The sequence below is a fragment of the Bacillus sp. YBWC18 genome (assembly GCF_002998775.1).
In the GTDB taxonomy this organism is placed as follows: domain Bacteria; phylum Bacillota; class Bacilli; order Bacillales; family Bacillaceae; genus Bacillus.
On the sequence record NZ_PVRI01000002.1, the window covers coordinates 327596 to 352114 of the forward strand.

General features: G+C 43.1%; 26 protein-coding genes and 2 other annotated features. Of the genes, 3 read left to right on the plus strand and 23 right to left on the minus strand.

The annotated features are described in order from the left end of the window. Positions 1–92 precede the first annotated feature (92 nt). Together C6348_RS07970 and C6348_RS07975 are read left to right on the plus strand one after the other, a co-directional pair. Positions 93–1235 carry an IscS subfamily cysteine desulfurase gene (locus C6348_RS07970; protein WP_189293929.1) on the plus strand — a complete coding sequence of 381 codons (1143 nt, stop codon included), beginning with the start codon at positions 93–95 and terminating at the stop codon, positions 1233–1235. A 3-nt stretch (positions 1236–1238) separates the two neighbouring features. Then, positions 1239–1781 (plus strand): transcription repressor NadR, encoded by a 543-nt coding sequence (locus C6348_RS07975; RefSeq protein ID WP_060596884.1) that lies wholly within the window; start codon positions 1239–1241, stop codon positions 1779–1781. A gap of 23 nt (positions 1782–1804) precedes the next feature. On the opposite strand, the gene pheA is transcribed toward C6348_RS07975, so the two are convergent. The 20 genes from pheA to C6348_RS08075 form a co-directional block, all read right to left on the minus strand. Next, a complete protein-coding gene (gene pheA, locus C6348_RS07980; protein ID WP_060596885.1) occupies positions 1805–2683 on the minus strand; it encodes a prephenate dehydratase in 879 nt (292 codons plus the stop codon). Positions 2684–2701: 18 nt separating this feature from the next. Next, positions 2702–3145, minus strand: coding sequence for an ACT domain-containing protein (locus C6348_RS07985; protein ID WP_003216269.1), 444 nt, complete (start codon positions 3143–3145; stop codon positions 2702–2704). Positions 3146–3200: 55 nt separating this feature from the next. Further along, positions 3201–4487, minus strand: a complete 1287-nt coding sequence (obgE, locus tag C6348_RS07990; RefSeq protein WP_106042545.1) for a GTPase ObgE — start codon at positions 4485–4487, stop codon at positions 3201–3203. 21 nt (positions 4488–4508) lie between these two features. After that, on the minus strand, positions 4509–5102 hold the full coding sequence (locus C6348_RS07995; RefSeq protein WP_106042547.1) for a sporulation initiation phosphotransferase B: 594 nt from the start codon (positions 5100–5102) through the stop codon (positions 4509–4511). 256 nt (positions 5103–5358) lie between these two features. Beyond that, positions 5359–5643: a 50S ribosomal protein L27 gene (rpmA, locus tag C6348_RS08000; RefSeq protein ID WP_003216586.1), complete on the minus strand. Its 285-nt coding sequence runs from the start codon at positions 5641–5643 to the stop codon at positions 5359–5361. Between the two features lie 12 nt (positions 5644–5655). Then, the gene (locus tag C6348_RS08005) at positions 5656–5994 is read right to left on the minus strand and encodes a ribosomal-processing cysteine protease Prp (protein WP_106042549.1); all 339 of its coding nucleotides are present in this window, start codon (positions 5992–5994) and stop codon (positions 5656–5658) included. A gap of 14 nt (positions 5995–6008) precedes the next feature. Further along, positions 6009–6317 (minus strand): 50S ribosomal protein L21, encoded by a 309-nt coding sequence (gene rplU / locus C6348_RS08010; RefSeq protein ID WP_003216781.1) that lies wholly within the window; start codon positions 6315–6317, stop codon positions 6009–6011. Between the two features lie 12 nt (positions 6318–6329). Beyond that, positions 6330–6402, minus strand: a sequence feature (ribosomal protein L21 leader region). A gap of 66 nt (positions 6403–6468) precedes the next feature. Further along, a complete protein-coding gene (locus C6348_RS08015) occupies positions 6469–7338 on the minus strand; it encodes a M50 family metallopeptidase (RefSeq protein ID WP_106042551.1) in 870 nt (289 codons plus the stop codon). After that, positions 7331–8122, minus strand: coding sequence for a M23 family metallopeptidase (locus C6348_RS08020; RefSeq protein WP_106042553.1), 792 nt, complete (start codon positions 8120–8122; stop codon positions 7331–7333). Before C6348_RS08020 ends, C6348_RS08015 begins: the two co-directional genes overlap by 8 nt. A 109-nt stretch (positions 8123–8231) precedes the next feature. After that, positions 8232–9035: a septum site-determining protein MinD gene (gene minD, locus C6348_RS08025; protein ID WP_003216504.1), complete on the minus strand. Its 804-nt coding sequence runs from the start codon at positions 9033–9035 to the stop codon at positions 8232–8234. A gap of 2 nt (positions 9036–9037) precedes the next feature. Then, complete coding sequence (gene minC / locus C6348_RS08030; protein WP_034661644.1) at positions 9038–9721, minus strand: septum site-determining protein MinC; 684 nt, start codon at positions 9719–9721, stop codon at positions 9038–9040. 54 nt (positions 9722–9775) lie between these two features. After that, positions 9776–10294, minus strand: a complete 519-nt coding sequence (gene mreD, locus C6348_RS08035; RefSeq protein WP_106042555.1) for a rod shape-determining protein MreD — start codon at positions 10292–10294, stop codon at positions 9776–9778. Then, the gene (gene mreC / locus C6348_RS08040; protein WP_106042557.1) at positions 10291–11190 is read right to left on the minus strand and encodes a rod shape-determining protein MreC; all 900 of its coding nucleotides are present in this window, start codon (positions 11188–11190) and stop codon (positions 10291–10293) included. The genes mreD and mreC overlap by 4 nt, the downstream gene beginning before the upstream one ends. A gap of 27 nt (positions 11191–11217) precedes the next feature. Beyond that, positions 11218–12237 (minus strand): rod shape-determining protein, encoded by a 1020-nt coding sequence (locus C6348_RS08045; RefSeq protein WP_012010766.1) that lies wholly within the window; start codon positions 12235–12237, stop codon positions 11218–11220. Positions 12238–12327: 90 nt separating this feature from the next. Next, positions 12328–13002, minus strand: a complete 675-nt coding sequence (radC, locus tag C6348_RS08050; RefSeq protein ID WP_034662037.1) for a RadC family protein — start codon at positions 13000–13002, stop codon at positions 12328–12330. 48 nt (positions 13003–13050) lie between these two features. Next, on the minus strand, positions 13051–13620 hold the full coding sequence (locus C6348_RS08055) for a Maf family protein (RefSeq protein ID WP_106042559.1): 570 nt from the start codon (positions 13618–13620) through the stop codon (positions 13051–13053). Between the two features lie 177 nt (positions 13621–13797). Continuing rightward, complete coding sequence (locus C6348_RS08060) at positions 13798–14817, minus strand: SPOR domain-containing protein (protein WP_106042561.1); 1020 nt, start codon at positions 14815–14817, stop codon at positions 13798–13800. A 168-nt stretch (positions 14818–14985) separates the two neighbouring features. Next, positions 14986–15705, minus strand: coding sequence for a prepilin peptidase (locus tag C6348_RS08065; RefSeq protein ID WP_106042563.1), 720 nt, complete (start codon positions 15703–15705; stop codon positions 14986–14988). A gap of 147 nt (positions 15706–15852) precedes the next feature. Next, entirely contained in the window at positions 15853–17151 is a 1299-nt protein-coding gene (locus C6348_RS08070) for a bifunctional folylpolyglutamate synthase/dihydrofolate synthase (protein WP_317615468.1), read from the minus strand. Positions 17152–17222: 71 nt separating this feature from the next. Further along, positions 17223–19865: a valine--tRNA ligase gene (locus C6348_RS08075; protein WP_106042567.1), complete on the minus strand. Its 2643-nt coding sequence runs from the start codon at positions 19863–19865 to the stop codon at positions 17223–17225. A 59-nt stretch (positions 19866–19924) separates the two neighbouring features. Continuing rightward, positions 19925–20154: a binding site (T-box leader), on the minus strand. A gap of 168 nt (positions 20155–20322) precedes the next feature. Here C6348_RS08075 and C6348_RS08080 point away from each other — a divergent pair. After that, complete coding sequence (locus C6348_RS08080; RefSeq protein ID WP_003216497.1) at positions 20323–20511, plus strand: hypothetical protein; 189 nt, start codon at positions 20323–20325, stop codon at positions 20509–20511. A 44-nt stretch (positions 20512–20555) separates the two neighbouring features. Here the strand turns inward: C6348_RS08080 and ysxE are convergent, their stop codons facing one another. From ysxE to hemL, 3 genes are all read right to left on the minus strand, one after another. Continuing rightward, a complete protein-coding gene (ysxE, locus tag C6348_RS08085) occupies positions 20556–21587 on the minus strand; it encodes a spore coat protein YsxE (protein ID WP_095285524.1) in 1032 nt (343 codons plus the stop codon). A gap of 37 nt (positions 21588–21624) precedes the next feature. Beyond that, positions 21625–23082 carry a LysM peptidoglycan-binding domain-containing protein gene (locus C6348_RS08090; protein ID WP_106042569.1) on the minus strand — a complete coding sequence of 486 codons (1458 nt, stop codon included), beginning with the start codon at positions 23080–23082 and terminating at the stop codon, positions 21625–21627. Positions 23083–23215: 133 nt separating this feature from the next. Then, a complete protein-coding gene (gene hemL / locus C6348_RS08095) occupies positions 23216–24508 on the minus strand; it encodes a glutamate-1-semialdehyde 2,1-aminomutase (RefSeq protein WP_034661671.1) in 1293 nt (430 codons plus the stop codon). Positions 24509–24519: the final 11 nt, after the last annotated feature.

Below are 24519 nucleotides of genomic sequence, written 5' to 3' on the forward strand. Positions count from 1 at the left end.
CCCCTCCTGTCATTTACACCTGTCTTGACACATATCATTACACAACACTACAATAAATACAAGAAAAAATTTTCTCATAGGAGATGGATGGATTGGTTTATTTAGATTACGCAGCTTCTACACCTGTTTCGAAGGAAGCACTGCATGTTTTTCAGCAGCTAAGTCAAGATTGCTACGGGAATGCAAGCAGTCTTCATGATGCAGGTGGAAGAGCAAATGACATACTGACTTACAGCAGACAATCATTCGCTGCCATTCTTGAGGGCGAACCAGACGGCATCTACTTTACAAGCGGCGGAACAGAATCCAATCTTCTGGCGATTCAATCGATCGCAAATGGTCTGCCAGCACACAGGCAGCATGTCATCACAACTTCTGTAGAGCACCCTTCTGTTCATCATGCGGTTAGTAGCTTAGAGCGTCTTGGCGTGAAGGTCACAATCATTGAACCGAATCAAGATGGGATCATCACTCAGGACATTCTCAAAGAAGCATTATTGCCTGAAACAGGACTAGTATCTATTCAGCATGCTAATTCAGAAACAGGGATTATCCAGCCGCTCGCTGAATTAGCACCCCTTTTAAAAGAAAGGCACATTCTTTTTCATACAGATGCCGTGCAAACATTCGGAAAGATTCGTGTGTCCATCAAGGAGCTTGGGGTTGATGCCGTGTCCATCTCTAGCCATAAAGTGTATGCACCTAAAGGAGCTGGTGCTGTCTATATGGGCGCACATGTTGCTTGGAAGCCTTTATATTCAGGTGCAGTTCAGGAAAATGGCTTCCGCCTTGGAACAGTGAACGTTCCATGCATCGGTGCTTTTGCTGCTGCGAGCGAACAATTGATGCTTAAGCTAGATGAGCAGCATCAACAGAATGAGCTGCTTCGTGATTATTTTCTTCAGCAGCTGAAAATGAGACAACTTCCTGTTCGTACACTTCAAAACAATGGCAATCGCCGCATGCTGCCTCATATTATTGGTTGTTTTTTTGAAGGGTTTGAAGGACAATATGTAATGTTAGCATGTAACCGGCATGGGATTTGTATATCGACTGGAAGCGCATGTGCTTCAGGTTATCATCATCCTTCCCCGGCTGTGAAGGCATTACACGTATCAGATCGTGATGCCCTTCAATTCATTCGACTATCATTTGGATCGAAGTCATCAAAAGAGGACATCGATCAGCTTTTGCATACATTTGAACAATTGCAAAAGGAGAAGAAAGGAGCATAAGACGTGGAGCAAGAGAGGAAACTCATTGGCGAAGAGAGAAGAAACGCCATTTTAGAGTGGCTGAAAGAAACAGATACACCGCTCACCGGAAGTTTTTTGGCTAAAAAGGCGGCTGTCTCTCGACAAGTCATTGTACAAGATATGTCACTATTAAAAGCAAAAAACGAGCCCATTATTGCTACAAGTCAAGGCTATGTGTATATGGCACCGCAGCATGCGCCAGAAAGAGAAATTGAACAAATCATCGCCTGCAAGCATGATCCTGTTCGCACAGAAGAGGAACTGACCTTGATTGTAGACTTTGGTGTGACAGTGAAAGATGTGATCATAGAGCACCCTGTTTACGGTGAACTAACGGCCTCTATTCGCGTCAGTACTCGCAAGCAAGTAGCTGATTTCGTTCATCACATTTCTAACACGGGCGCCTCCTACTTGTCAGAACTAACAGACGGCGTGCATTTACATACACTCACTTCTTACAGTCAAAAGCAGCTTGACCAAGCCATTCAAGCGCTCGATGACGCTGGTTTTTTAATTAAAGACTAAAAAATAGTGTCCTGCAAGGGACACTATTTTTCATTCGTTAGTTCATATGTTTGGTAGCTGCCGAGCAGTTTGACCTCACAGCCAATCGCTTCTAATTCCTGAATCGCGCCAGGGACAAGGACATCATCCATTTCTTTTTCTATATCTATAATAAATAAATAGTGTCCAAGACCTGTTTTTGTCGGACGAGATTCAATTTTTGACAAGTTGAGATTCCGCCAAGAAAAAGCAGATAACACGCGATGCAATGCACCTGATTGATCATCCTTTGGCAGACTGACCACAATGGTCGTTTTTGGCTTCGATGAGAACCCAGCATTCATTGGGAACGACGCCTTAGGATCTTTATGTAAAATAACAAAGCGTGTATGATTGTGCGGATAATCATGAATGTCTTTTTTTGCAATCGTTAAACCATACGTTTGTGCGGCAATTTCATTGGCAATGGCCCCAGCAGCCTCATCCGGATGCTCACTGATATATTTTGCTGCATAACCTGTTGATTCTACTGGACGATGCGGAATATCTGGGTACTGCTTTTTCAGAAATTGATGACACTGGGCAATCGCGTGCGGATGTGATTGGATCACATCTAATGTCTCCCAGCTTTCCGCTCTTGATGGGTGGACAAGCAAATGCTGCCGAATCGGTGCTGTCATTTCACCAACAATGGACAGCGCTTCCTCATGAATTAAATAATCAATCGTTAAGTTCACAGATCCTTCGAGTGCATTTTCAAGTGGAACGACCGCCAAATCTACTTCGCCTTTTGACACAGCATCCATACATTGCGGAATCGTTGCATAGGCACGCTGCACTGCATCTGTTGGAAAGCAAGAGCATACGGCCAAATGAGTAAATGTTGCCTCTGGTCCAAAATAACCTACAGTTAATTGCTTCATCTGCTATGATCTCTCCTTTTACGCCCCAGAACCTAGAATTTCAACTTTTTCGACAAATTCAAGTTTTCTTAATTGATTCATGACTGTATTGATATCATCTGCCATACCAGCCGTGCTAATGGATAGGGTGACATTCGCTCTTCCCTGCAGCGGAATCGTTTGGTGAATGGATAACACATTACAGCCAGAGTCCGCCACAATTTGAAGCAGCCTTGACAGAGCCCCAGACCGATCCTCAAGGTGGAAAAACAATGTGATGATCTGCTCTTTCACCATTGTATAAAATGGAAAAACAGCATCTCTGTATTTATAAAAAGCACTGCGGCTTAAATCCGCTTGTTGAACAGCATCGGCAACTGAATCCGCTTTTTTGCGATCGAGAAGCTTTTTGACTTCAAGCGTTTTTCGCATCGCATCTGGAAGGACATCCTCTCTTACTAAATAGAACGTTTCTTCTTTCACCTGTTTTCTCCCCTTTTAAAAACGGGAGAGCCCATGGACTGGACCCTCCTTTTGATCAATCAATAAATTCAAATTCAAATTCAAGCAGACGAATGATGTCGCCGTCTTTTGCACCACGCTCACGCAAGGCATCATCGACACCCATTCCGCGCAGTTGTCTAGAGAATCGTTTCACGGACTCGTCTCTTGAGAAATCTGTCATCTTAAACAGTCGCTCAAGTGCTTTACCCGTTATGACAAACGTACCGTCAGGATCTCTTGTGATTTCAAATGGTGCATCTCCCTCATCAAACCTGTACATCACGCGGTTATCAGACAGTTCCTCTTCATTATAGAGCGGGAATTCCGGTGTTGTTTCAAGCTGATTGGCGATTTCAAATAAAAGCTCACGAAGCCCTTCTCTTGTGATCGCACTAATTGGGAACACTTTATAGTCATCCGTTAATTTTTCTTTAAATGCCGCTAGATTGTCAGCTGCATCTGGCATGTCCATTTTATTCGCTACAATGATTTGTGGACGCTCAGTCAATCTCATATTGTATTGCTCAAGCTCTTCATTAATCGTCACATAATCTTCGTACGGTTCACGTCCTTCAAGTGCTGACATATCAATGACATGGACAATAACCCGTGTCCGCTCAATGTGGCGTAAAAATTGATGACCTAAGCCAACACCTTCGTGCGCTCCTTCGATCAGTCCTGGCAGATCCGCCATGACGAAGCTTCGGTTATCATCTGTTTCGACAACTCCTAGGTTCGGCACAAGCGTTGTGAAATGATAATCCGCAATTTTCGGTTTCGCAGAAGAGACAATTGAAAGCAGTGTCGACTTCCCGACACTTGGGAAACCAACAAGTCCAACATCTGCAAGTACTTTTAGTTCTAAGATGACGTCACGTTCTTTTCCCGGCTCACCGTTTTCAGAAAGCTGCGGTGCAGGGTTTGCCGGTGTTGCGAAACGTGAATTTCCACGTCCGCCTCGTCCGCCTTTTGCAATGACTGCCCGCTGTCCATGCTCTGTTAAGTCAGCGAGTACTTGTTCCGTCTCTGCATCTGTCACGACCGTACCGGGCGGAACTTTGACAATCATTTCTTCCGCATTTCGGCCATGCTGGTTTTTACTCATTCCATGCTCGCCGCGATCCGCCTTAAAATGGCGCTTATAACGAAAGTCCATCAACGTTCTGAGTCCTTCGTCTACTTCAAATACAACATCTGCACCATTTCCGCCGTCGCCGCCAGCTGGTCCGCCTTTTGGCACATATTTTTCACGACGGAACGCCACCATACCGTTTCCGCCGTCACCGCCTTTAACATACACTTTAACCTGATCTACAAACATAACTTCCTCCGTTTCTCTGCATCACATATCTCGTTCTTGCCTCAAACAAAGCTCAATCATGGATTCATGACTTGTCACATGAAATTGAGCTACACTCATACATGGATAGTTTGCGTCATGAAACGCATTTAACGCATCCAAACTTGTTAATTTTCCTTTGAAATCAAAATATAAGACCACATCATCCTCTTCTTGATCTGTTTGGAACGTGACCGTTAAATGATTTTCAGTTTTTTGGCAAACTGATTGATCGAATATCGAAAACAACTCCTGTGATACCGTTAGCAGCTGCGATTCATATGCTGATAAGTCTCGGGTTTCACCAAGCACTTCATATTCTAGGGTGATAAAATGCGACTCCCAATTAAATGTTAGAAAGTAATAGGCCAATTGGGGAATTTTTAAATTTGAGAGTTTGGATTCATGCTGTGCTTCAATGACCATTTCTTCTATAATTTCAAACACCCGGTCATATTTTTCTAATGTCAAGTTGCCCTTGATCAGCTGCAATTTATTCATCCAATCGTGTCTTGAACGACTGAGCAGATAGATCAATTCATTTGTTAATGCAACGTGAGTTAATTTTTCGTTTTGTTTACTTGGTATCTCTTCCATTATCGCACTCCCAATCGTTTGGTCTCTCTTTTAGGAGTCTTATCATCACTATGTCTCCCTGAATTATAACAGAGAAGACAGCATAGAAAAACACTAGTTATGTGAGGAAAGGTTGTTTTTTCTGATCTATAGGAGAAAATGAGGCAAAGTCAGCAAACGTTCTTTGATATTTATGGAGTGCATCTTCTTTTATCATCTTCGATACTACGTGTAAAAAGTGAAAAAAACTCCAGTCAATGACCGGAGTTTTTAGCAATTATTGTGCCGCAGGATATACGCTCACTTTTTTACGGTCACGACCGAAACGTTCGAATTTAACCGTTCCGTCGATTTTAGCGAAAAGAGTGTCGTCGCCTCCGCGTCCAACGTTTTCACCTGGATAGATTTTCGTTCCACGTTGACGATAAAGGATAGAACCACCAGTTACGAATTGACCATCAGCACGTTTAGCGCCTAAACGTTTAGACTCAGAGTCACGTCCGTTCTTTGTAGAACCTACCCCTTTTTTAGATGCGAAAAATTGAAGATCTAATCTAAGCATGAAGTTCACCTCCTATTTTTTTGTAGATATTCTCACATAATCGTGATAATCTCGTTCGATTGTCTCTAAGGAAACGACCATGCCTTCTAAAAGCAGCTGGGCTTTTTCAAAGGATACTGGCTCTGTATCAGCCGGCAATTCAAAAGAGAAATAGCCGCCTTCTTCACCAATATCAAGCAGAGGGTCCAATCCTGTCAGTGCAATAATTGAATTGACTGAGCCGAAAACAACAGCAGATACACCTGCACAAACGAGATCCTGACCTTTTTCAGCAAACTCGGCATGTCCAGTCATCTGAAAAGACGTAATGCTTTCATCTGCTGCCGACCGAGTAATGGTTGCTTTGATCATATCACTCACACGCCTTAAGCGTTGATTTTTTCGATAACAACTTTAGTGTAAGGTTGACGATGACCTTGTTTCTTGTGGTTGTTTTTCTTCGGTTTGTACTTGAACACAGTAATTTTCTTACCGCGACCTTGTTTTTCAACTTTAGCCGTTACTGTTGCTCCAGCAACTGAAGGGTTACCCACTTTGACAGTGTCTCCGCCGACAAACAATACGTTTTCAAAAGTTACTGTTTCACCTGCTTCAGCAGCTAGTTTTTCAACATAAACAGTTTGACCTTCTTCAACTTTTACTTGTTTACCACCAGTTTCGATAATTGCGTACATCTCTGCACCTCCTAATAAACTCAGACTCGCCGAATACAGGGGGCCTTAGGCTCTTTACACCTGCTTCGCGCGGTTGTAGCACGGGTGCTACATATCCATAACATTAAAAAATATATCAAATTAGACGCAGAATGTCAACGTATTTTCATCACTAGTACGGCAAAAGGAGCTCTTCCATTGAGGAGGTGGTTCTTCGATCTGAAAAATACGCATGGAGCAGTTCATTTTCGTCAAGCTGGCTCATTTTCACGCCATCTCTTTCAATAATAATCGGATGCTTACAGCCTCTTTGGAATCGCGCCATGACTTCATATACTTTTTCCTCAGCGCTCGCTCTCAGCGGAATAAGCTTTTCTACCTTTTGCTCTTTTTTACCGTAATAGCGTTCTAGTAAAAAGCGGACCCTGACGTAATGCCGCTGTCGGTGTTCCATTACGAGTGAATAGGCTAAAAAAGTGAGCAGCACCCAGCCGTTGAATTGCAGCGGCGCAAACAAAAGCAGCCCTGCAGTCAATAGAACGAAAAAGACAAGTGAGCCTTTTATGGCAAGGGCATGTGCACGTTGGAAAGGGTAATATGCTGATAAGAGCAAAAAGAATAATTTCCCGCCATCAAGCGGCCAAATAGGCAAAAGATTCACAAGAAAAATCGCCATATTATAAAAAGTGAACATCGTAAAAATGTCGTGCGAAATAAGAGAAGTTTCCATGAAAAGCCATGCCATAAGCTGGAGCGGTACATGCTGGAGCGGCCCGCATAAAATGACCGCCAGCTCTTCCTTTAGCGGACGGTTCCCATGCTCTTCTACTTCTACCGCTCCGCCAAATGGCAGTAAAAAAATCCGCCGAATGCGCCAATGATAATAGCAAGCAGCCGCTGCATGTCCAAGCTCATGGACAAAGACGATGATGAGCAGACAAAGCAGCGGCTTGATTTGACCAGAGAGAATCGCAAACGCCATCACAATCCACAGCAGCGGATGAATGTGAATTTTCGTCAGCATGACCAGCCATCTATTCAAAGGTCATCACCTGAATAGGATCGATAAACTGTTCATTTTGCTTAATGGCAAAGTAATACGTGCCCTTTCCTTGATCATCAAGTGAGATCTGGCCAATTTTCTCACCCTTATCGACAAAATCGTATAAGGCCACATCGGCTTCCTTTAACTGACCGTACCAGCTATAGCTGTTATCCGCATGCTGCACGACCACTGTAAGCCCTGTGTCACTTTTCTTTTTTACCTCTACCACATAGCCTTCTTTCATACTGTCAATGGCTTCAGCCGATGTTTCGACTTTGACACCTGCTCCATTTTGCGTAAAGGATTCCTGCACTTTTCCAGAAGCAGGTACAGCCAGTTCTTGGTTCGCTTGTACATCTTTTTGGTCTGCCTTTTTGTCGGTTAAAAAGGCAAGGGGGTTTCCAACTGTTTTCTCAAACCAGTGATTGGCAGCAGCAAATTGAAAATCTTGCTCAAAGGTCTGCGTAATGATCGGCTTCAGCTGCTGAAACGGCCCTGCATGACCTTTAAATGAAATGGCTGCAATCAACACAAGGGACGCAGATAATAAACATTTAAGCACAAAAGCATTGGGGTTAAATAACGGATGCCGATATTTCTTCGGCTGGTGAGACGACGACTCAAAGGAAGACGACCCTGAATGCTTTTCTTCCTCTGTCAGCATGACCCATGGAGGGATATCTTCTTTTTTCTTGAAAGTCGTCTTCTTAGGTGGAGCAGCTGGCTGCTTCGTTTTGCGGCGCTGCGCGATTTTCTTTCGGTACTCGTCCACTCTTTTCATGAGATCACCCTTTACATACAAACAGTTTGTACATTTTATGTGACGACCTCATCTGATATGCAACAAAAAGACCGATTCTCATCGAATCGGTCTCATCTTACTTGAATGCTTATGCTCTTACACCAAAAAATGCTTTCAGCTTCGCAAACATTCCTTTGTTTTCATCTTCAAATGATTGAAGCGGAACAGATTCGCCTAGTACACGGCGGGCGATATTACGATACGCAATCGATACTTTATTTTTAGCATCCATGACAATCGGTTCACCATTGTTTGAAGCCTTAATCACGTCATCATCATCTGCCACAATGCCAAGAAGATCAATCGATAAGTGATGTACAACTTCATCCACATCCATTGAATCGCCACTTTTCGCCATGTGTGTACGAATACGGTTGACAATCAAACGAGGTGGTTCGATATCTTCTTGTTCTAACAAGCCGATGATACGGTCAGCATCTCTCACAGCTGAGATCTCAGGCGTCGTCACGACAATTGCCTTATCTGCACCAGATACAGCATTTTTAAAGCCTTGCTCGATTCCAGCAGGGCAATCAATGACGACATAATCAAAGTCTTGTTTCAATGATTGAATTAATTCTTTGATCTGCTCCGGCTCTACAGCCGTTTTATCGCTTGTTTGAGCAGCGGGTAAAAGATACAAAAGATCCTCGAAACGCTTATCTTTTACAAGCGCTTGGTGAATTTTACATCTTCCTTCTACTACATCGACTAGATCATAAATAATGCGGTTCTCAAGCCCCATCACGACATCTAGATTACGAAGGCCAATATCGGTATCCACTAGACACACTTTTTTCCCTTGAATTGCTAGTGCTGTGCCTAAGTTTGCTGATGTTGTTGTTTTGCCAACGCCGCCTTTTCCTGAGGTAATCACAATAGCCTCGCCCAATTTCACATTCCTCCCTCAAGCCTTGTCAGATTAGGTCTTATATGAGCCAATTGCTGCAGGCGTTCAATGATCATGTTGCCATCTATATCTAAATAAGCACATTCCATTTCGTTTCCATCTTCTTTTTGATCTGGTGCACGATTAAACACTTGTGCGATGCGAAGCTGAGTTGGAATCATACGAGATGCCGCAATGACAGCTTGTTTATTCCCATTACATCCAGCATGTGCTACGCCTTTTAATGCGCCGAGCACAAAAATATTTCCCCCTGCACGAATCGTTCCGCCAGGATTGACATCTCCTATTAATAAGAGATCTCCTTCGACATACAGCACCTGTCCAGAGCGCACAATTTTGGCTACAGAGGTAATTTCGGCCTCTGCTTTTAATCGTCTCGCCTCTTCAGTTGACATGACGTCACTTTCAATTGAGTGAATGACGAGATGTTCATTTTCAGAGACCGCTTCAGTCAAACGCATTTCCTGATCCTCTGTTAAATACCGAAAACCAAGCTTAATATGCACATTAACCTTATGCCCTTCTCTACCATCTGTATATTGCTCAAGTAAAAGAACCTCTCGCAAGCCAGAAAGAAGGTCATCAAACGAACAGTCATCATTTAACTGTAATGTTAATCCGTTTTTTGTACCTTTTATCGTCACATATTGCTGTTTTTGAGTTTTCAAGATGCTCACCTCAACAACATACTCATTTCGCCGTAATTGGACAAACTCCTGCTTTTATTCGTCGATCAGTCCTTGTTTCATATTGATGAAAAAGAGCCTAAGCGGCACAACAAGTATGAGAGACGCAGCAGTATTTAAAAGAATCGTTGGAATAAAGCGTTCGATGACATACGTATTAAACGGCATAATCCCTGATTGAATTGTCGCTTGAACGCCGTATACATAAAACTCCATCACGGAAACAGCAATAATCGACAGAAAGACGACCACTAACATATTCGTTTGCAGAACTTTAAAGGCTTTCGCTAGCAAATAGCAGAGCGCTCCAAAGCCAAACATATGAACACCAAGTATGCCTGTATACGAAATATCATATAAAAGTCCAAAGATAAAACCGAAAATCACACCATATTTTTGATTCACAAAAGCAGTCATAAATACAAGTGCGAGTAAGATGAAATGAGGAGCTAAAATTTGATTGTCTGAAACAAATGGGAGCTTCACTAGATCGACAAAAATACTGTCAAATACGAAGATAAACAACATGACGAAAGCAAGAAGGACACGTCTCACGAGCCTTCCTCCTTCGTCAATTCAGATGCATCTGCCGTACTTGAGCTGCGATTCACCACAATCACGCGGTCTAAATTGTTGAGTTCAGCCGCTGGTTCTACATAAATAATTTTTGTCAGGCCGTAATGATCTGGTTCGATTTCACTCACCTTACCAATCGTCAAGCCTTGCGGGAATACGCCCCCTGCTCCAGATGTTTCAACAAGATCTCCTTTTTTGACATCTCCATCTGCATCAGATTTCAGAATATTCATTGTCAGCATTTTTTTCTTACTGTCATAACTGTTAATAATTCCGTTGAGTTCTTCTTTGCCCTTTTTCGCAAAAATTTTCGTTGAAATTCTATTATTTTGGTCCGTAGAGCTTAGCAACCTTACAGTTGAAGTAAAATTGTTGAGCTTATCACTTTCAATTTTCCCAATTAACGCACCACTCTCATTTGTGACCGCCATATCTTTGTCAACGCCTTGTTTTTTCCCTTTATCAATCATCACAAAGCTATCCCAAAGGGACGGGTTTCTCGCGATAACCGTTGATAGAATTGGCGTATAATCACGAATAGAGTTCACATATCCGAGCTGCTTGCGAAGCTTTTTGTTCTCATCTTCTAGCTCTTGAAGTTTCGCCTCATATTGAGTTTGTCCATCAAGTTTTTTTCGAAGACGCTCGTTTTCATCATATGTGTTCTTTAAATCTTGTACGTTCCCATAAATACCGGCAATAAATTGTGATGGTTTATGAAAGACACCTTGAAAAAAGCCTGTCGTATCCCCCACTAATTTTTCCGGCCATGAAGCACCTCTGCCGCTTTTCACTGAAAAACCAATCATGGCCACCAGTACGATGACACAGACAAGGAGCAACATTAATCTTTTATTCATAAAAAACTGCGGCATGTCTTACACCTCTTTATTTACGCCCGATTATCGATTATCTTTAGATTTTCCTTTGAACAAATGAATGTGCTCTAGTGCTTTTCCTGTACCGATTGCCACACAGTCAAGCGGGTCTTCAGCAATAATGACTGGCATCTTCGTTTCATCACTAATGACTTTGTCAAGATTACGCAGCAATGCACCGCCGCCTGTTAAAACGATTCCGCGGTCCATAATATCTGCTGCCAGCTCAGGCGGGGTTTTTTCAAGTGTCATTTTCACCGCATCGACAATTGTTTCCACCGTATCGCGAAGCGCTTTTGCAATCTCATCTGCCGTAATAGAGATCGTTTTTGGCAGACCTGTTAAAAGGTCACGGCCGCGAATATCCATCTCATCATGTACATCAGGCTGCGCAGAACCGATTTCCATTTTAATGGCTTCTGACGTACGGTCACCGATCATCAGGTTATACGTTTTACGGATGTAGCTGCTGATCGCATCATCCATTTCATCTCCTGCCACGCGGATCGATTGTGATGTCACAATGCCGCCAAGAGAAATAATGGCTACCTCTGTTGTACCGCCGCCAATGTCTACAACCATACTTCCTGTTGGCTCCCATACAGGCAGGTTAGCACCGATCGCCGCAGCAAATGGCTCTTCAATCGGGTATGCGTCACGTGCACCAGCTTGTCTTGTTGCATCAATGACTGCACGCTCTTCTACAGCTGTAATACCAGATGGTACACATACCATCACGTAAGGTTTACGAGCAAAAAGCCCTTTGCCTTTTAATGCTTGATTAATGTAATATTTCATCATTGTTGCTGTCGTCTCGTAATCTGCAATGACTCCGTCTTTCATCGGGCGTAGCGCCACAACATTACCAGGTGTACGGCCAATCATGTTTCTAGCGTCATTTCCGACCGCCACTATAGACTTCGTATCAGTTTCCAAAGCTACGACCGAAGGTTCTCTTACAACAATGCCTTTTCCTTTAATAAAAACAAGCGTATTCGCTGTTCCAAGATCTATTCCAAGGTCTTTTGTACCGATTCCAAACATATGTATGTATCTTCCTTTCTTAAACCAAAATTCCCTTTAGGGAAAAACTCATAAACTCTATTATATCGTAAAACATTGAAAAAAAAAGTGTTACAAATACCCTTTTTCCTTCAAACTCACAAATTTTTGATCACCTATGACAAGATGATCAAGCAGCTGTATTCCAATCAGCTTTCCACATTCAAAAAGTCGCTGTGTAACTTCAATATCTTCCCTGCTGGGCGTCGGATCTCCAGATGGATGGTTGTGCACACATATAAATGAAGCCGCCGAACGTTTAAAGGCCTCTTTGAAAATTTCACGCGGGTGAACGATCGATGAATTCAGGCTTCCAATAAACACGGTATGTTTATGAAGAACTTGATTTTTGGTATTGAGATAAAGACAAACGAAATTTTCCTGTGTCAAAAATCTCATATCTTCCATCACAAAGTTCGCTCCGTCTTCTGGTGTGCGGATCACATAGCGGTTATCCGTCGTTTGATGGTGTAATCTAGTGCCGAGTTCTAAAGCAGCTAAAAGAGAAATCGCCTTCGCCTTTCCAACTCCTCGGATCTTCGACATTTCTTCAATTGAGGCTTCTTTAACAGAGCGAAGACCGCCAAATGTTTGCAGAAGTCTTGCGGAAATTTGGAGAACTGATTCTTTTTTTGTGCCTGTCCTTAGAAGGATCGCAACAAGTTCATGATTTGACAAACTGCTGGGCCCATATTTGATAAAACGTTCTCTCGGTTTTTCATCATGAGGGAAATGCTTTAGCAGCATAGGGAAATCGTTCAGGATGACCACTCCTTTTAGAATTCCTTCCTGTCTTCAAAAAGGGGTGATTCCAAAGGTTTCAAGCACTCTGACTGTTTTCGCAATAGGTAGACCTACAACGGAAAAATAATCACCATCTATTTTTTGAACAAACAGTGCGCCTTTCCCTTGAATGCCATAACTTCCCGCTTTATCAAGGGGCTCGCCCGTATTGATATAGCGGTCTATTTCATTTTGAGTCAGCGTCCAAAATGTCACTTCTGTCTGTTCATAAAATGTTTCTTTTCTATTCTCTGACTGAACCGTGACACCCGTCAAGACTTGATGTGTCTTTCCTGATAATAATTGAAGCATGAAAGCCGCTTCTTTCTTATCTTTTGGTTTCCCAAGACATTTGCCGTCAATTGCAACAATTGTATCTGCACCAATGATCACAGCTTTAGGATTTAATCTTTGAATATCATTTGCTTTTTGTTCTGCCAACCATTGGACGTTCTCAGAAGGAGAAAGGTTTCGATTTATTTCTTCTTTTAAATGACTTGCTTGAATGTCATAAGAAAACCCTGCTAGATCAAGCAATTCTTTTCTTCTAGGTGATTGAGATGCGAGAATCAATTGGTTCATGTTTGTTCATCCTTTCAGGGTTTAGCCTAAGAAGTAAGATACCCATTCATCCTAGCAAATGTACATCTTACCGACAATCTACGAAAATTCATTTTTCATGTACCTTCATCATTATGTTGGATGTAAAAGAAAAAAACTAGTCATTTTTTGACTAGTTTCGTTTCTAAAAAAATGATTTTACGTATTTAATTGATCAAGCAGTGCCTGCTGAGATTTCCAGCCGTTTTCAGCAGTTGGGTCATTTAATAGCTGCACAGCTTTTAGCAAACTGCTTTTAGCCGATGCGTCCGCTGTTTTGGCACTTTCAAGCTCAGAAACCAGCTGCGTGACTTCCTTTTGATCCACTTCATCGCCGGCAATCACTTTAGAGGATAATACAGATGCCTTTTCTATTAAACTAGTCAGCTCATCCGGTACTTGAAATGAGAGCTCCTTTCCTCCCCACGCCTCAAAGTGCTGATCGATCAGCTTCTTCCCTACAGCGCTTGTCATTCCCTGCTCTGTCGCAAGCCCAGCAATGACATAATATCCATCATCCATTGAGACCTTTTTCCCCGCATATCCTGCATCTTTTAAGCTTCCAACTAAGTCATCTGCTCCTTTTTCAGAAGAAAATTTCCCAGCCTGTACAACAAAGGTTGACAAACTGCCAGAGGCACTTTTTTCATCGTTGTTCTCTTTTGATTCATCCGTAGTATCTGCTTTCGGCGCATCCCCGCCGGCTTTCATCGATGATTGATTTCCAGATCCAGATGCTGAGACACTGATATCTCCACCTGATGGACTTGGTGTACCATCTTGACTTAAACTAAGCGCAAACACCCCAAGGCCTGTCCCAAGCACCACCGCAAACACAATCGTTGTCATCACTCTCTTGAAGGGGCCGCGGTTTTTACCAAACTTCTGATCAAAGGAGCCTTTTTTCTTTTGATAAGGCGTGACGACCTTTGGATCAGAATGATAAATATGATCAGCTGCATCATCCCACTGGAAATCTTCTTCTTGCGGTTTAGACGAATCTTCCTGAGAAGCCGCTGTCTCCTGTTCCGACTGCCTCTTTTCCTCCCAATTCGAAAACGTCACTTGATCTTCCTGCTGTTTTGGCGGCTGATGATCATCTTCATGCAGCATTTCTTCCTTGCCATTAATATTGACCTTGAGCCCTTGTTTTTTTGCCTGCCTCTTTTTCACTGTCATTCCCCGCTTTCTGACATGTTTGTAAGAAAGACCTTTCTGTCCAATGAATCAGCGCGAATTTAACCCGTCCTTCTTTCTGTTTCACACTTTAACATAGCAGTAAAAAAAAAGAACAAGACTTTTGTCGGCAGGGCAAAAAAGTGTTCGCCAATTTTTTCACCCCTTCGACTAGCCAAATAGAAACAAGACAGAAGCACCAAAGAGATACAGCCAAAAAGAAAAAGCGATCGCAGGAACAAAGGGGAATGGCTCGTCTAATTGAAAGGAAAAGACCTTCGCATAGACCATTCCAGCGATACATGAGAGAAAAAGCATGAGAAGGAACGGCTTGAATCCAAAGCAAAACGCAAGCAAACTGAACAGCTTCATATCAGCTCCGCCCATGCTATTTGGCTTAAAATAATCTAGACTAGAAAACAAAAGAATGCAAAAAATCAGAGAAGCCGCTCCTTCCCACCAAATAAGGAGCGGTTCCAGCGTGCGGTATATGACGAAAAGAGGGAAAAAGAAGAGAAACAGCTCGTTCGGCACCTTCATATAGAGAAGATCACTCACGACAGCAATCACGAATAAACTACAAAGAATCACAAGGAAAAGACCTTCAAACGAAAAACCAGCGATTCTATAAATGAACAAAAAAAGACCGCCTGACAGCAGCTCAACCATTGGATATAACCTAGACAACCGAGTGCCGCAATGTTTACAGGCCCCCCTCAAGAAAGCATACGAAACTATCGGGATCATTTCGTATAGAGAAAGCGGCTGTTTACAGGCTATGCAGTGAGAGCGAGGGAAGAGAATAGACCGCTTCACCGGCAGCCTTTCGCCAACGAGATGAAAGAACGACCCCATCGTGATGCCTGCAATAAACAGAAAAATCTCAATCATATATGGTGCTCCTTCCGGGAATAAGATAGACCGGATTTTACCATGACCCTATCCACTAAAGCATCTAGTGAAAATATGATTTTCCCCCTTTACTACATATAAAAAGAAAAAGACGCAGGAGGCATCAAAGCCATTTGCGTCTTTTCGTTACCCGATCATACGATTTCGTATATCTGAAATAAAATAAAGAGAGCCTGTCACAAGGATCACCGCTAAAGGATCATCACTCTTTTTCTGAATCCATTCAAGCACTGCACGAGGGTCATCATCATATGATTTTGCCTCTAACTGACTGCACGCATAAAGTTTTTCAGCTGATTCCGCTCTTGGAAAGTCAAACGAAACAAAATGAATAGATGAACTAACAGCTTCAAGCTTTTGAATCATTTGCTTGTACGGCTTATCTTTTAAAGCACTAAAACAGACATGCACTTGTTTACTAGAAAAATGGGCTTGTACGGTTTCAATTAAACGGTCGATTCCTTCTTCATTATGAGCGCCGTCTAAATAAACTGGTGGATGATCTTTGACCTTTTCAAATCTTCCAGCCCACACTGCCTGCCGAATGCCTTCATACATCTGCTCTTCTGTCACGCTGATATAGCCTTCTTGCTCCAGCCATTCAATGAGTAGAACGGCAAGAGAAGCATTTTGCCGTTGATGCGTTCCAATTAATCCTGTTTCAAGCTGCGGATACTGCCTTTTTGATGTGTGTAACGTAAACCGTTCGCCTGTTTCTGTTGGCTGCTGCTCACCGAAGGTACAAGTATGCTGTAATGAGATGCATTCCGCATTCTTTTCTTTTGCGATGTTTTGAATGACCCCAAGTGCTTCCGGTTGATGAACTGCGGTGATCATCGGAATATTCTCTTTGATAATGCCCGCTTTTTCAGATGCAATTTGTTCAAGTGTGTCACCTAAAATCGCCATATGATCATGACCAATCGACGTAATCGCTGTTAAGATCGGTACGGCAACATTTGTTGAATCAAGTCTTCCGCCAAGCCCTGTCTCTAATAGGACAAAGTCTACTTGGTGCACATCGGCAAAATAAGCAAATGCACATGCGGTAATGATTTCAAATTCTGTTGCTGCTCCAAGCTCTGTTTGATCTAATTCATCAACAAAAGGCTTGACCTTATTCACCAAACTCAGCCATTCTTCATCCTGTATAGGCGCTCCGTTCACGCTGATTCGTTCATTGAACGTTAAAATAAACGGGGAGGTGAAGGTTCCGACCGAATAGCCTGCAGCCTGTAAAACGGAACGAGTAAACGCAATGGTTGAACCTTTTCCATTTGTCCCTGCAACATGCACCGCTTTTATGCGTTGTTCCGGATGGCCTAGTCTGTTCATCAGCCACTTCATTCTTTCAAGACCCGGTTTTACACCAAAGGCCAATCTACTGTGAATCCACTCAATGGCTTCATGATAGGTTGTAAACAATGTCATCTCTCATTTCATACGAAATTTTCAAAAAAGACGACTCCATTTTGTTAGGAGCCGTCTTTTCAACTTTATGCTTTCAGCTCTTCAATCCGCTTTTGAACAGCTTCGCGTTTTGCGACATAATCACGTTCTTTCGCACGCTCTTCTTCTACGACACTTTCAGGCGCTTTTTTCATAAAGCCTTCGTTGCCAAGCTTTTTCTGGACGCGTTCTACTTCTTTTGTCAGCTTATCAAGCTCTTTTTGCAGACGAGCAATTTCCTCATCTAAGTTAATTAAGCCTTCAAGCGGCAGAATGAGCTCTGCTCCAGAAATAACAGCCGTCATCGCTTTATCACTAGCTGGGACATCTGTGCCAATTTCAAGAAAACTTGGGTTCGTGAAGCGCTCAATATATGAACGATTCTTCTCTAAACGTTCTTGTACATCAGATGTGGATGCTTTGATGTAAAGTTCGACTTGTTTGCTCATTGGTGTGTTTACTTCACTGCGAATGTTACGAACAGAGCGAATGAGTTCAACAAGCAGTTTCATGTCAGCAGAAGCTTGATCATTTGAAAGCTCCGGCTTCACCTCAGGCCAAGCTGCTACAGTAATGGACTCACCTTCATGCGGAAGATGCTGCCAGATTTCTTCTGTTAAGAACGGCATAAACGGATGAAGAAGTCTCATCGTTTGATCTAATACGTACGCAAGGATCGAACGAGTCGTTTTTTTCGCTGCTTCATCTTCACCATAAAGTGGAAGCTTCGCCATCTCAATGTACCAATCACAGAAATCATCCCAAATGAAGTTGTATAAATGTCTGCCCACTTCACCGAATTCATACTTGTCAGCTAGCTGTGTGACACTTTCAATCGTTTCATTTAAGCGGGTTAAAATCCATTGGTCAGCGACTGATTTTTCTCCAGTCAAATCAAGTTCATCATACGTTAAGCCATCCATGTTCATTAAAGCAAAACGCGATGCGTTCCAAATTTTGTTCGCAAAGTTCCAAGTGGATTCAACCTTTTCAAAGCTAAAGCGAAGATCCTGACCTGGTGAGCTTCCAGTCGCTAAGAAATATCTTAATGAATCTGCACCGTATTGATCAATGACCTCCATTGGATCAATTCCGTTGCCGAGCGACTTACTCATTTTACGTCCTTGTTCGTCACGGATCAGCCCATGAATCAGAACGTCTTTGAACGGTTTTTCCCCTGTAAATTCAAGGCCTTGGAAGATCATGCGAGAGACCCAGAAGAAAATGATGTCATAGCCTGTGACCAGCAGGTTTGTTGGATAGTAGCGCTTGAAGTCTTCACTGTCTGCATCCGGCCAGCCCATTGTAGAGAAAGGCCAAAGCGCTGAACTAAACCATGTATCAAGCACATCGTTATCCTGTTCCCAGTTCTCCAGATCTTCTGGCGCTTCCAGTCCAACATATACTTCTTTCGTTTCTTTATGATACCAAGCCGGAATGCGGTGTCCCCACCATAGCTGACGAGAAATACACCAGTCACGGATATTTTCCATCCAGTGTAAATACGTCTTTTCAAAGCGGTCTGGAACAAATTGAACTTGGTCGTCCCCATTTTGAAGGTTGATGGCTTCGTCTGCCAGCGGCTGCATTTTTACAAACCATTGAGTAGATAAATAAGGCTCAACGACAGCTCCGCTTCGCTCACTATGACCAACTGAATGCATGTGGTCCTCAATTTTGAACAAAATACCCTCTTCTTGTAAATCTTTCACAAGCTGTTGACGGCATTCGAAGCGGTCCATTCCTTTGTATTGCAATGCATTTGCATTCATTGTGCCATCTTCATTCATAACAAGAATACGCTCTAGCTCATGGCGGTTTCCAAGCTCAAAGTCATTCGGGTCATGGGCAGGTGTAATTTTCACAGCTCCTGAACCAAACTCCATATCGACATAGTCATCACCAACGATTGGAATCTCTCGGCCTGTAATTGGTAAGACCACTGTTTTTCCAATCAAATGCTGATAGCGTTCGTCATCAGGGTGCACGGCAACGGCTGTATCCCCAAGCATGGTTTCAGGTCTTGTCGTCGCAATTTCAATTGAACCCGTGCCATCTGAAAGCGGGTATCTCAAGTGATAAAACGCACCTTGAACATCTTTATAAATGACTTCAATATCAGAAAGTGCCGTTTTCGTCGCTGGATCCCAGTTAATGATGTACTCTCCGCGATAGATAAGTCCTTTTTCATACAATTGGACAAACACTTGGCGTACCGCTTTATTCAGACCTTCATCTAATGTAAAACGTTCACGTGAATAATCAAGACCAAGTCCCATTTTCGCCCACTGGCTGCGAATAAAGTCCGCATATTCTTCTTTCCATTTCCACGTTTCTTCCACAAATTTCTCCCGGCCAAGGTCATAACGGCTCACGCCTTCTTCGCGAAGCTTTGCCTCTACCTTTGCTTGGGTAGCAATACCGGCATGGTCCATTCCTGGAAGCCATAGAACATCATAGCCCTGCATCCGTTTCATACGCGTCACAATATCTTGAAGTGTAGAATCCCATGCATGCCCAAGGTGCAGTTTTCCTGTCACGTTTGGTGGAGGAATGACGACTGTATATGGATCTTTCGTTTTGTCATTTTGTGCTTCGAAGAATTTCCCTTCAAGCCAGTACGTATAGCGGTCTTTTTCAATCGCATTTGGATCGTACTTTGTTGGCATTTCTTGATTATTTGTTCCCATTTGTGTAACCTCCACATTTTTTCGGCTGATGAAACATAAAAAAAGCCTTTCCATCCTTATAAAAGGACGAAAAAGCTTTTTCGCGGTACCACCTTTTTTCATGGAACACATAGACGTGTCCCATACACTCTAAAGGATAACGGGGTTCTCCCGAATTTCTCTACTTGTTCATTCAAGAAATTAAGCTCACAGGCGACCTTCCAAACAAGTACATCCTAGGAAACCTTTCAGCTCATGGTCCCCCTCTCTTTAGGGTCTTGCTCGTACTCTTCCTGATCCACGCTTACGATATATCACGTTCATCAGCACATACTCATCTTTTATTTATATTACTAAATGCCTTTTGTTTTCGTCAATCATCTTTTCCGCTTTTCTTCTTCTTTATACAAATTGGGCAGGCACCCTTTGCCCTATTACCCATATGATAATAACAAAATGAAGAAGGAGGGCGTTTGCTTTGAAGAAAATCAATCCTTACACACTTCCCCCCTGGCTGAGACAAATTCGGGCAGTGGCCTCCCAAGTCGTTCTCCCGATTGCGATATTTCAAGGGTTTCGTACGATCATTTTCCCCACGACATTTGACGTCCTCATCCTAGGTATTTTGATTTTTCTCGCCTGCGCCTTTCACCTTGATTGGTTTTAAACTCGCGCTTATGTACCCGCCAATATGAACACAAAATAACCTCGTCATTCCGCTGATGACGAGGCACTTTGTTCTTCTTCAAGCCGTCTAGCCTGCTCAATCTCATGAATCTTCATGACGATCGGCTCTGAATTTTTCATCTGCCAATACGCTCTTAACAGCCGCTGACAGCTTTCCATTTCATCCTGTCCGCCTGCTTCATAGGCTTTTACTGTATCAAACAGACCTTGCGGATAAGCAAGGTAACTAAGAAACAAATGCAGCTCTTCCTCCCGAAGAGGATTTCCTTTTTGGTACGTATAAAACAAGGAAGTGCATTCAGGACAAGACGTGGGATAGGTTTTGAATGTCCGAAAGTAAAAGGTCAGAAGGTCATAAATGGGGGCGGCTTTTTTAGACCGCTCAAAATTGGTGAAATGTCCTGTGCCCACATCATTATACAAAAAGTGATGAATCGACAGCTGCCCATGATTTAACACAACACGTGTTGTCTCTTGATCTTTCATTTCTTCATGCCAATCTTCTAATCGTTCAAGCGCAAATTCGCTGGCAGACATCGCCTCTGAAAAATACATAGCAGCAGCCAGCTCAAATGGTGACATATACCAAGTCTGCTCTGCCCGCTCTATGAATCGTTCATACATGTCTTTCTCTGTTTCCCATTTGGTCTTAATTTGTGTGTAGTGCGCTTCTATCTCTTGCTCTGTGATATCCATCATCACTTCAGTCCGCTTATGAAGTCTTGCAATCTCTTGAAATAAATATTCATGTTTATCGTCCTGCTCTTCTCTCTTTTCATTCGTCAGCCACGGCATGAGATAGTATGCGTACTGGCTTTCTCGATGACTTGAGAAAAAAGAACCGCTCTTCGTCCGATAAATCGGCACAAAAGAGCGATAGCCCTTTGATTCTAGTTCAAGCATTTGCTCTGTAAACTGCATATGTCGACTGGCTTTTACTCGCTTTAGGGCAAATACGCCCTGCTTTGTATATACTTTGACGACAGCAGGACTGACAGGTTCAATGTATTCCGCCTCAAGCCCGTATTCGTATAGGATAGACTGGATTTCATCCACGTTCACTCACCACATTTTCTCGGTCGGTCATCGCTTGTTATGCATTGCTTTTTTGATATTCAGGAATATAAAGAATCTGCCCTTCTTCAAGCTCCGCATCAACCGATAATGAGTTTGTGCGAAGGAGCTGCTGCACATTCAACTGATATCGCTCACAAATAAGATCGACCGTATCTTCTTGCTGAACTATACATATTTTCATGCGAGAAAAATCTTCCTCCTCCTGCTTAGCAAATAGCTTTGTTAAATAAAGAGAGTTCTCACTGCCAGACGTTTCTCTCTCGTCATATTCAGGCTCCTCTTCTTCTTGAGCTGACTCATATACTTTTGGTGCTTCTCGTTCATATAACCGTCCGAGCTGGTTCGTATCATCCTGTTCCTGTTCCTCTTGCTCCTCTTCTACGTGGTAAGTGGGTGATTCAAATATTGGATACGGCTGAACCGTTTCTTCCAGCTCTTCGGCTGCTTCCGGATCTTTTCTCACTTCCACCTCAAAGAACGTATCTTCCCGCTTCTCTTCTTCTAAGAGCTTAGGCGGTTCAAAAAATGGTGGTTCTTGCACCTGAGCTTCAGGTAAGGAGCGATAACCAAGCGCCACTTCTTCTTGGCTCTCCGTTTCCTCCAGTTCTTCCGATTCTTCCGGTTCTTCGGTTTCTCCCTCTTCTTCCCTACTCACCAGCTCTATCTCAATTTCTTCTTCCTGTTCTTCTTGCTGTTCTTCTTTCTCGGCGCGTGTGTCATGCTGTAATACAGCCTGTTCCTCATATTCTTGGCTCTCCGTTTCCTCCAGTTCTTCCGATTCTTCCAGTTCTTCGGTTTCTCCCTCTTCTTCCCTACTCACCAGCTCTATCTCAATTTCTTCTTCCCGTTCTTCTTCCTGTTCTTCTTGCTCGGCGCGTGTATCATGCTGTAATACAGCCTGTTCCTCATAGACCTCACGTTCATTGCCTTGCAGCTCTTCTTGTTCCTCATGCTCTGGCTGCAGCTGATAATCGTAGGTCACATCGCCATATTCTTCTTCAGGACGATGGACAAATTCATACGGCTCCACTACAGGCGCTTGAGGCATTTTCTCGTCTAATAGACCCTCAATCGCCAGATCAGCTTGAATGGTGAGCAAACGATTTTCTGTCAGCTGGTAATCAAACGCATCAATAAACACAAACACATCATTTAAATGACTGATTTTATTCTTAGGGATGGTGATATCAACCGGGAATTGATGCAGAAGCTCCGCCGTTCCGTCTTCTCTTACCTTCACCTCATCAGCTTCCCTATATGATGCATAGGAACTCAATTCACCCAATAGCTCCTCTTGATTTATGTTGTATTCTCCTGTTAGCTCGAGTGAACCTCTAATCGAAACATAATCATTCACTTCTTGAACGAGAATGTCAGGATCGAGAGAAATTGACAGCAGCTCACTGACTTCCTGTCCGCTTTTGAAATAAATGGATTCTTCTACCGAAAACTGTAATCGATTGTTTTGAGACAAGTCGGTGTCCTCCTTTCATCTAATCCTTCAAAATAAAATTAGATGTCAATACAGATGTATGTGAGAGGCAGTGAAAATATGATTGGTTTTCAGCAACACAAAAAAGCCGATATGTCCCCATACCGGCTTTCGTTTATCGACGCAGTTTTTGAAATACCTTTTCCACTGTCTCAATCGTATATTCGATGTCTTCATCTGTATGAGCTGTTGACAGGAACAGTCCTTCGAATTGAGAAGGAGGAAGGAAGATGCCGCGATCCGCCATTTCCTTGTAAAATTCAGCGAATAAAGCGAGATCAGCGGTTTTTGCTTTGTCATAATTGACCACTTCTTCATTTGTAAAGAAGAATCCAATCATCGAACCCGCACGGTTAAACGTTAATGGAATTCCGTGTACTTTCGCCGCTTTTGAAATGCCTTCTTCCAGCCGGTCTCCTTTTCGTCTAAACTCTTCATAAGACTCAGGTGTCAGCTGTTTTAAGGTTTCTAAGCCTGCTGTCATCGCAAGAGGGTTACCAGATAACGTTCCTGCTTGATAAATTGGACCGCTTGGTGCAATTTGTCTCATGATATCCGCTCTTCCGCCATAAGCACCGACCGGGAGACCGCCTCCGATCACTTTACCAAGGCACGTCAGATCAGGTGTGATGCCAAAATAGCCTTGCGCGCAGTGATAATCCACACGGAAGCCAGTCATGACCTCATCAAAAATGAGTAAAGCTCCGTATTGCTCCGTGATGTCTCTCAGCCCTTGTAAGAAACCTTCTTGCGGAGGAACAACCCCCATATTTCCTGCAACCGGCTCGACAATGACACCTGCAATATCGTCTCCAAACTCCTGAAAAGCAACTTGAATGCTCTCTAAATCATTGTACGGCACTGTGATCGTGTTGCTTGCAGTCCCTTCAGGTACACCTGGGCTATCTGGAAGCCCTAGCGTTGCGACACCTGAACCCGCTTTAATGAGCAAAGAATCGCCGTGGCCATGATAGCAGCCTTCAAATTTCACAATTTTATTTCTGCCTGTAAAGCCGCGAGCTAGACGAAGTGCACTCATGGTCGCCTCTGTACCAGAGCTGACCATACGAATGACTTCGATGGAAGGAACTCGCTCTGATACAAGCTTAGCTAATTCATTTTCAACTAACGTGGAAGCTCCAAAGCTTGTCCCCTGTTCCGCAACTCGTTGAATGCTTTCAACCACACGGTCATTCGTATGCCCTAAAATAAGTGGTCCCCATGATAAGACATAATCGATGTATTCATTTCCATCAATATCATATATCTTGGCGCCTTTGCCTCGTTCCATAAAAATCGGGTCTGTGTTAACTGATTTAAATGCACGCACAGGGCTGTTGACACCACCAGGCATTAAATGCTGCGCTTCTTCAAATGCTTGCTTTGATTTTTCATAGCTACGTCCCATTTCAACGTCCT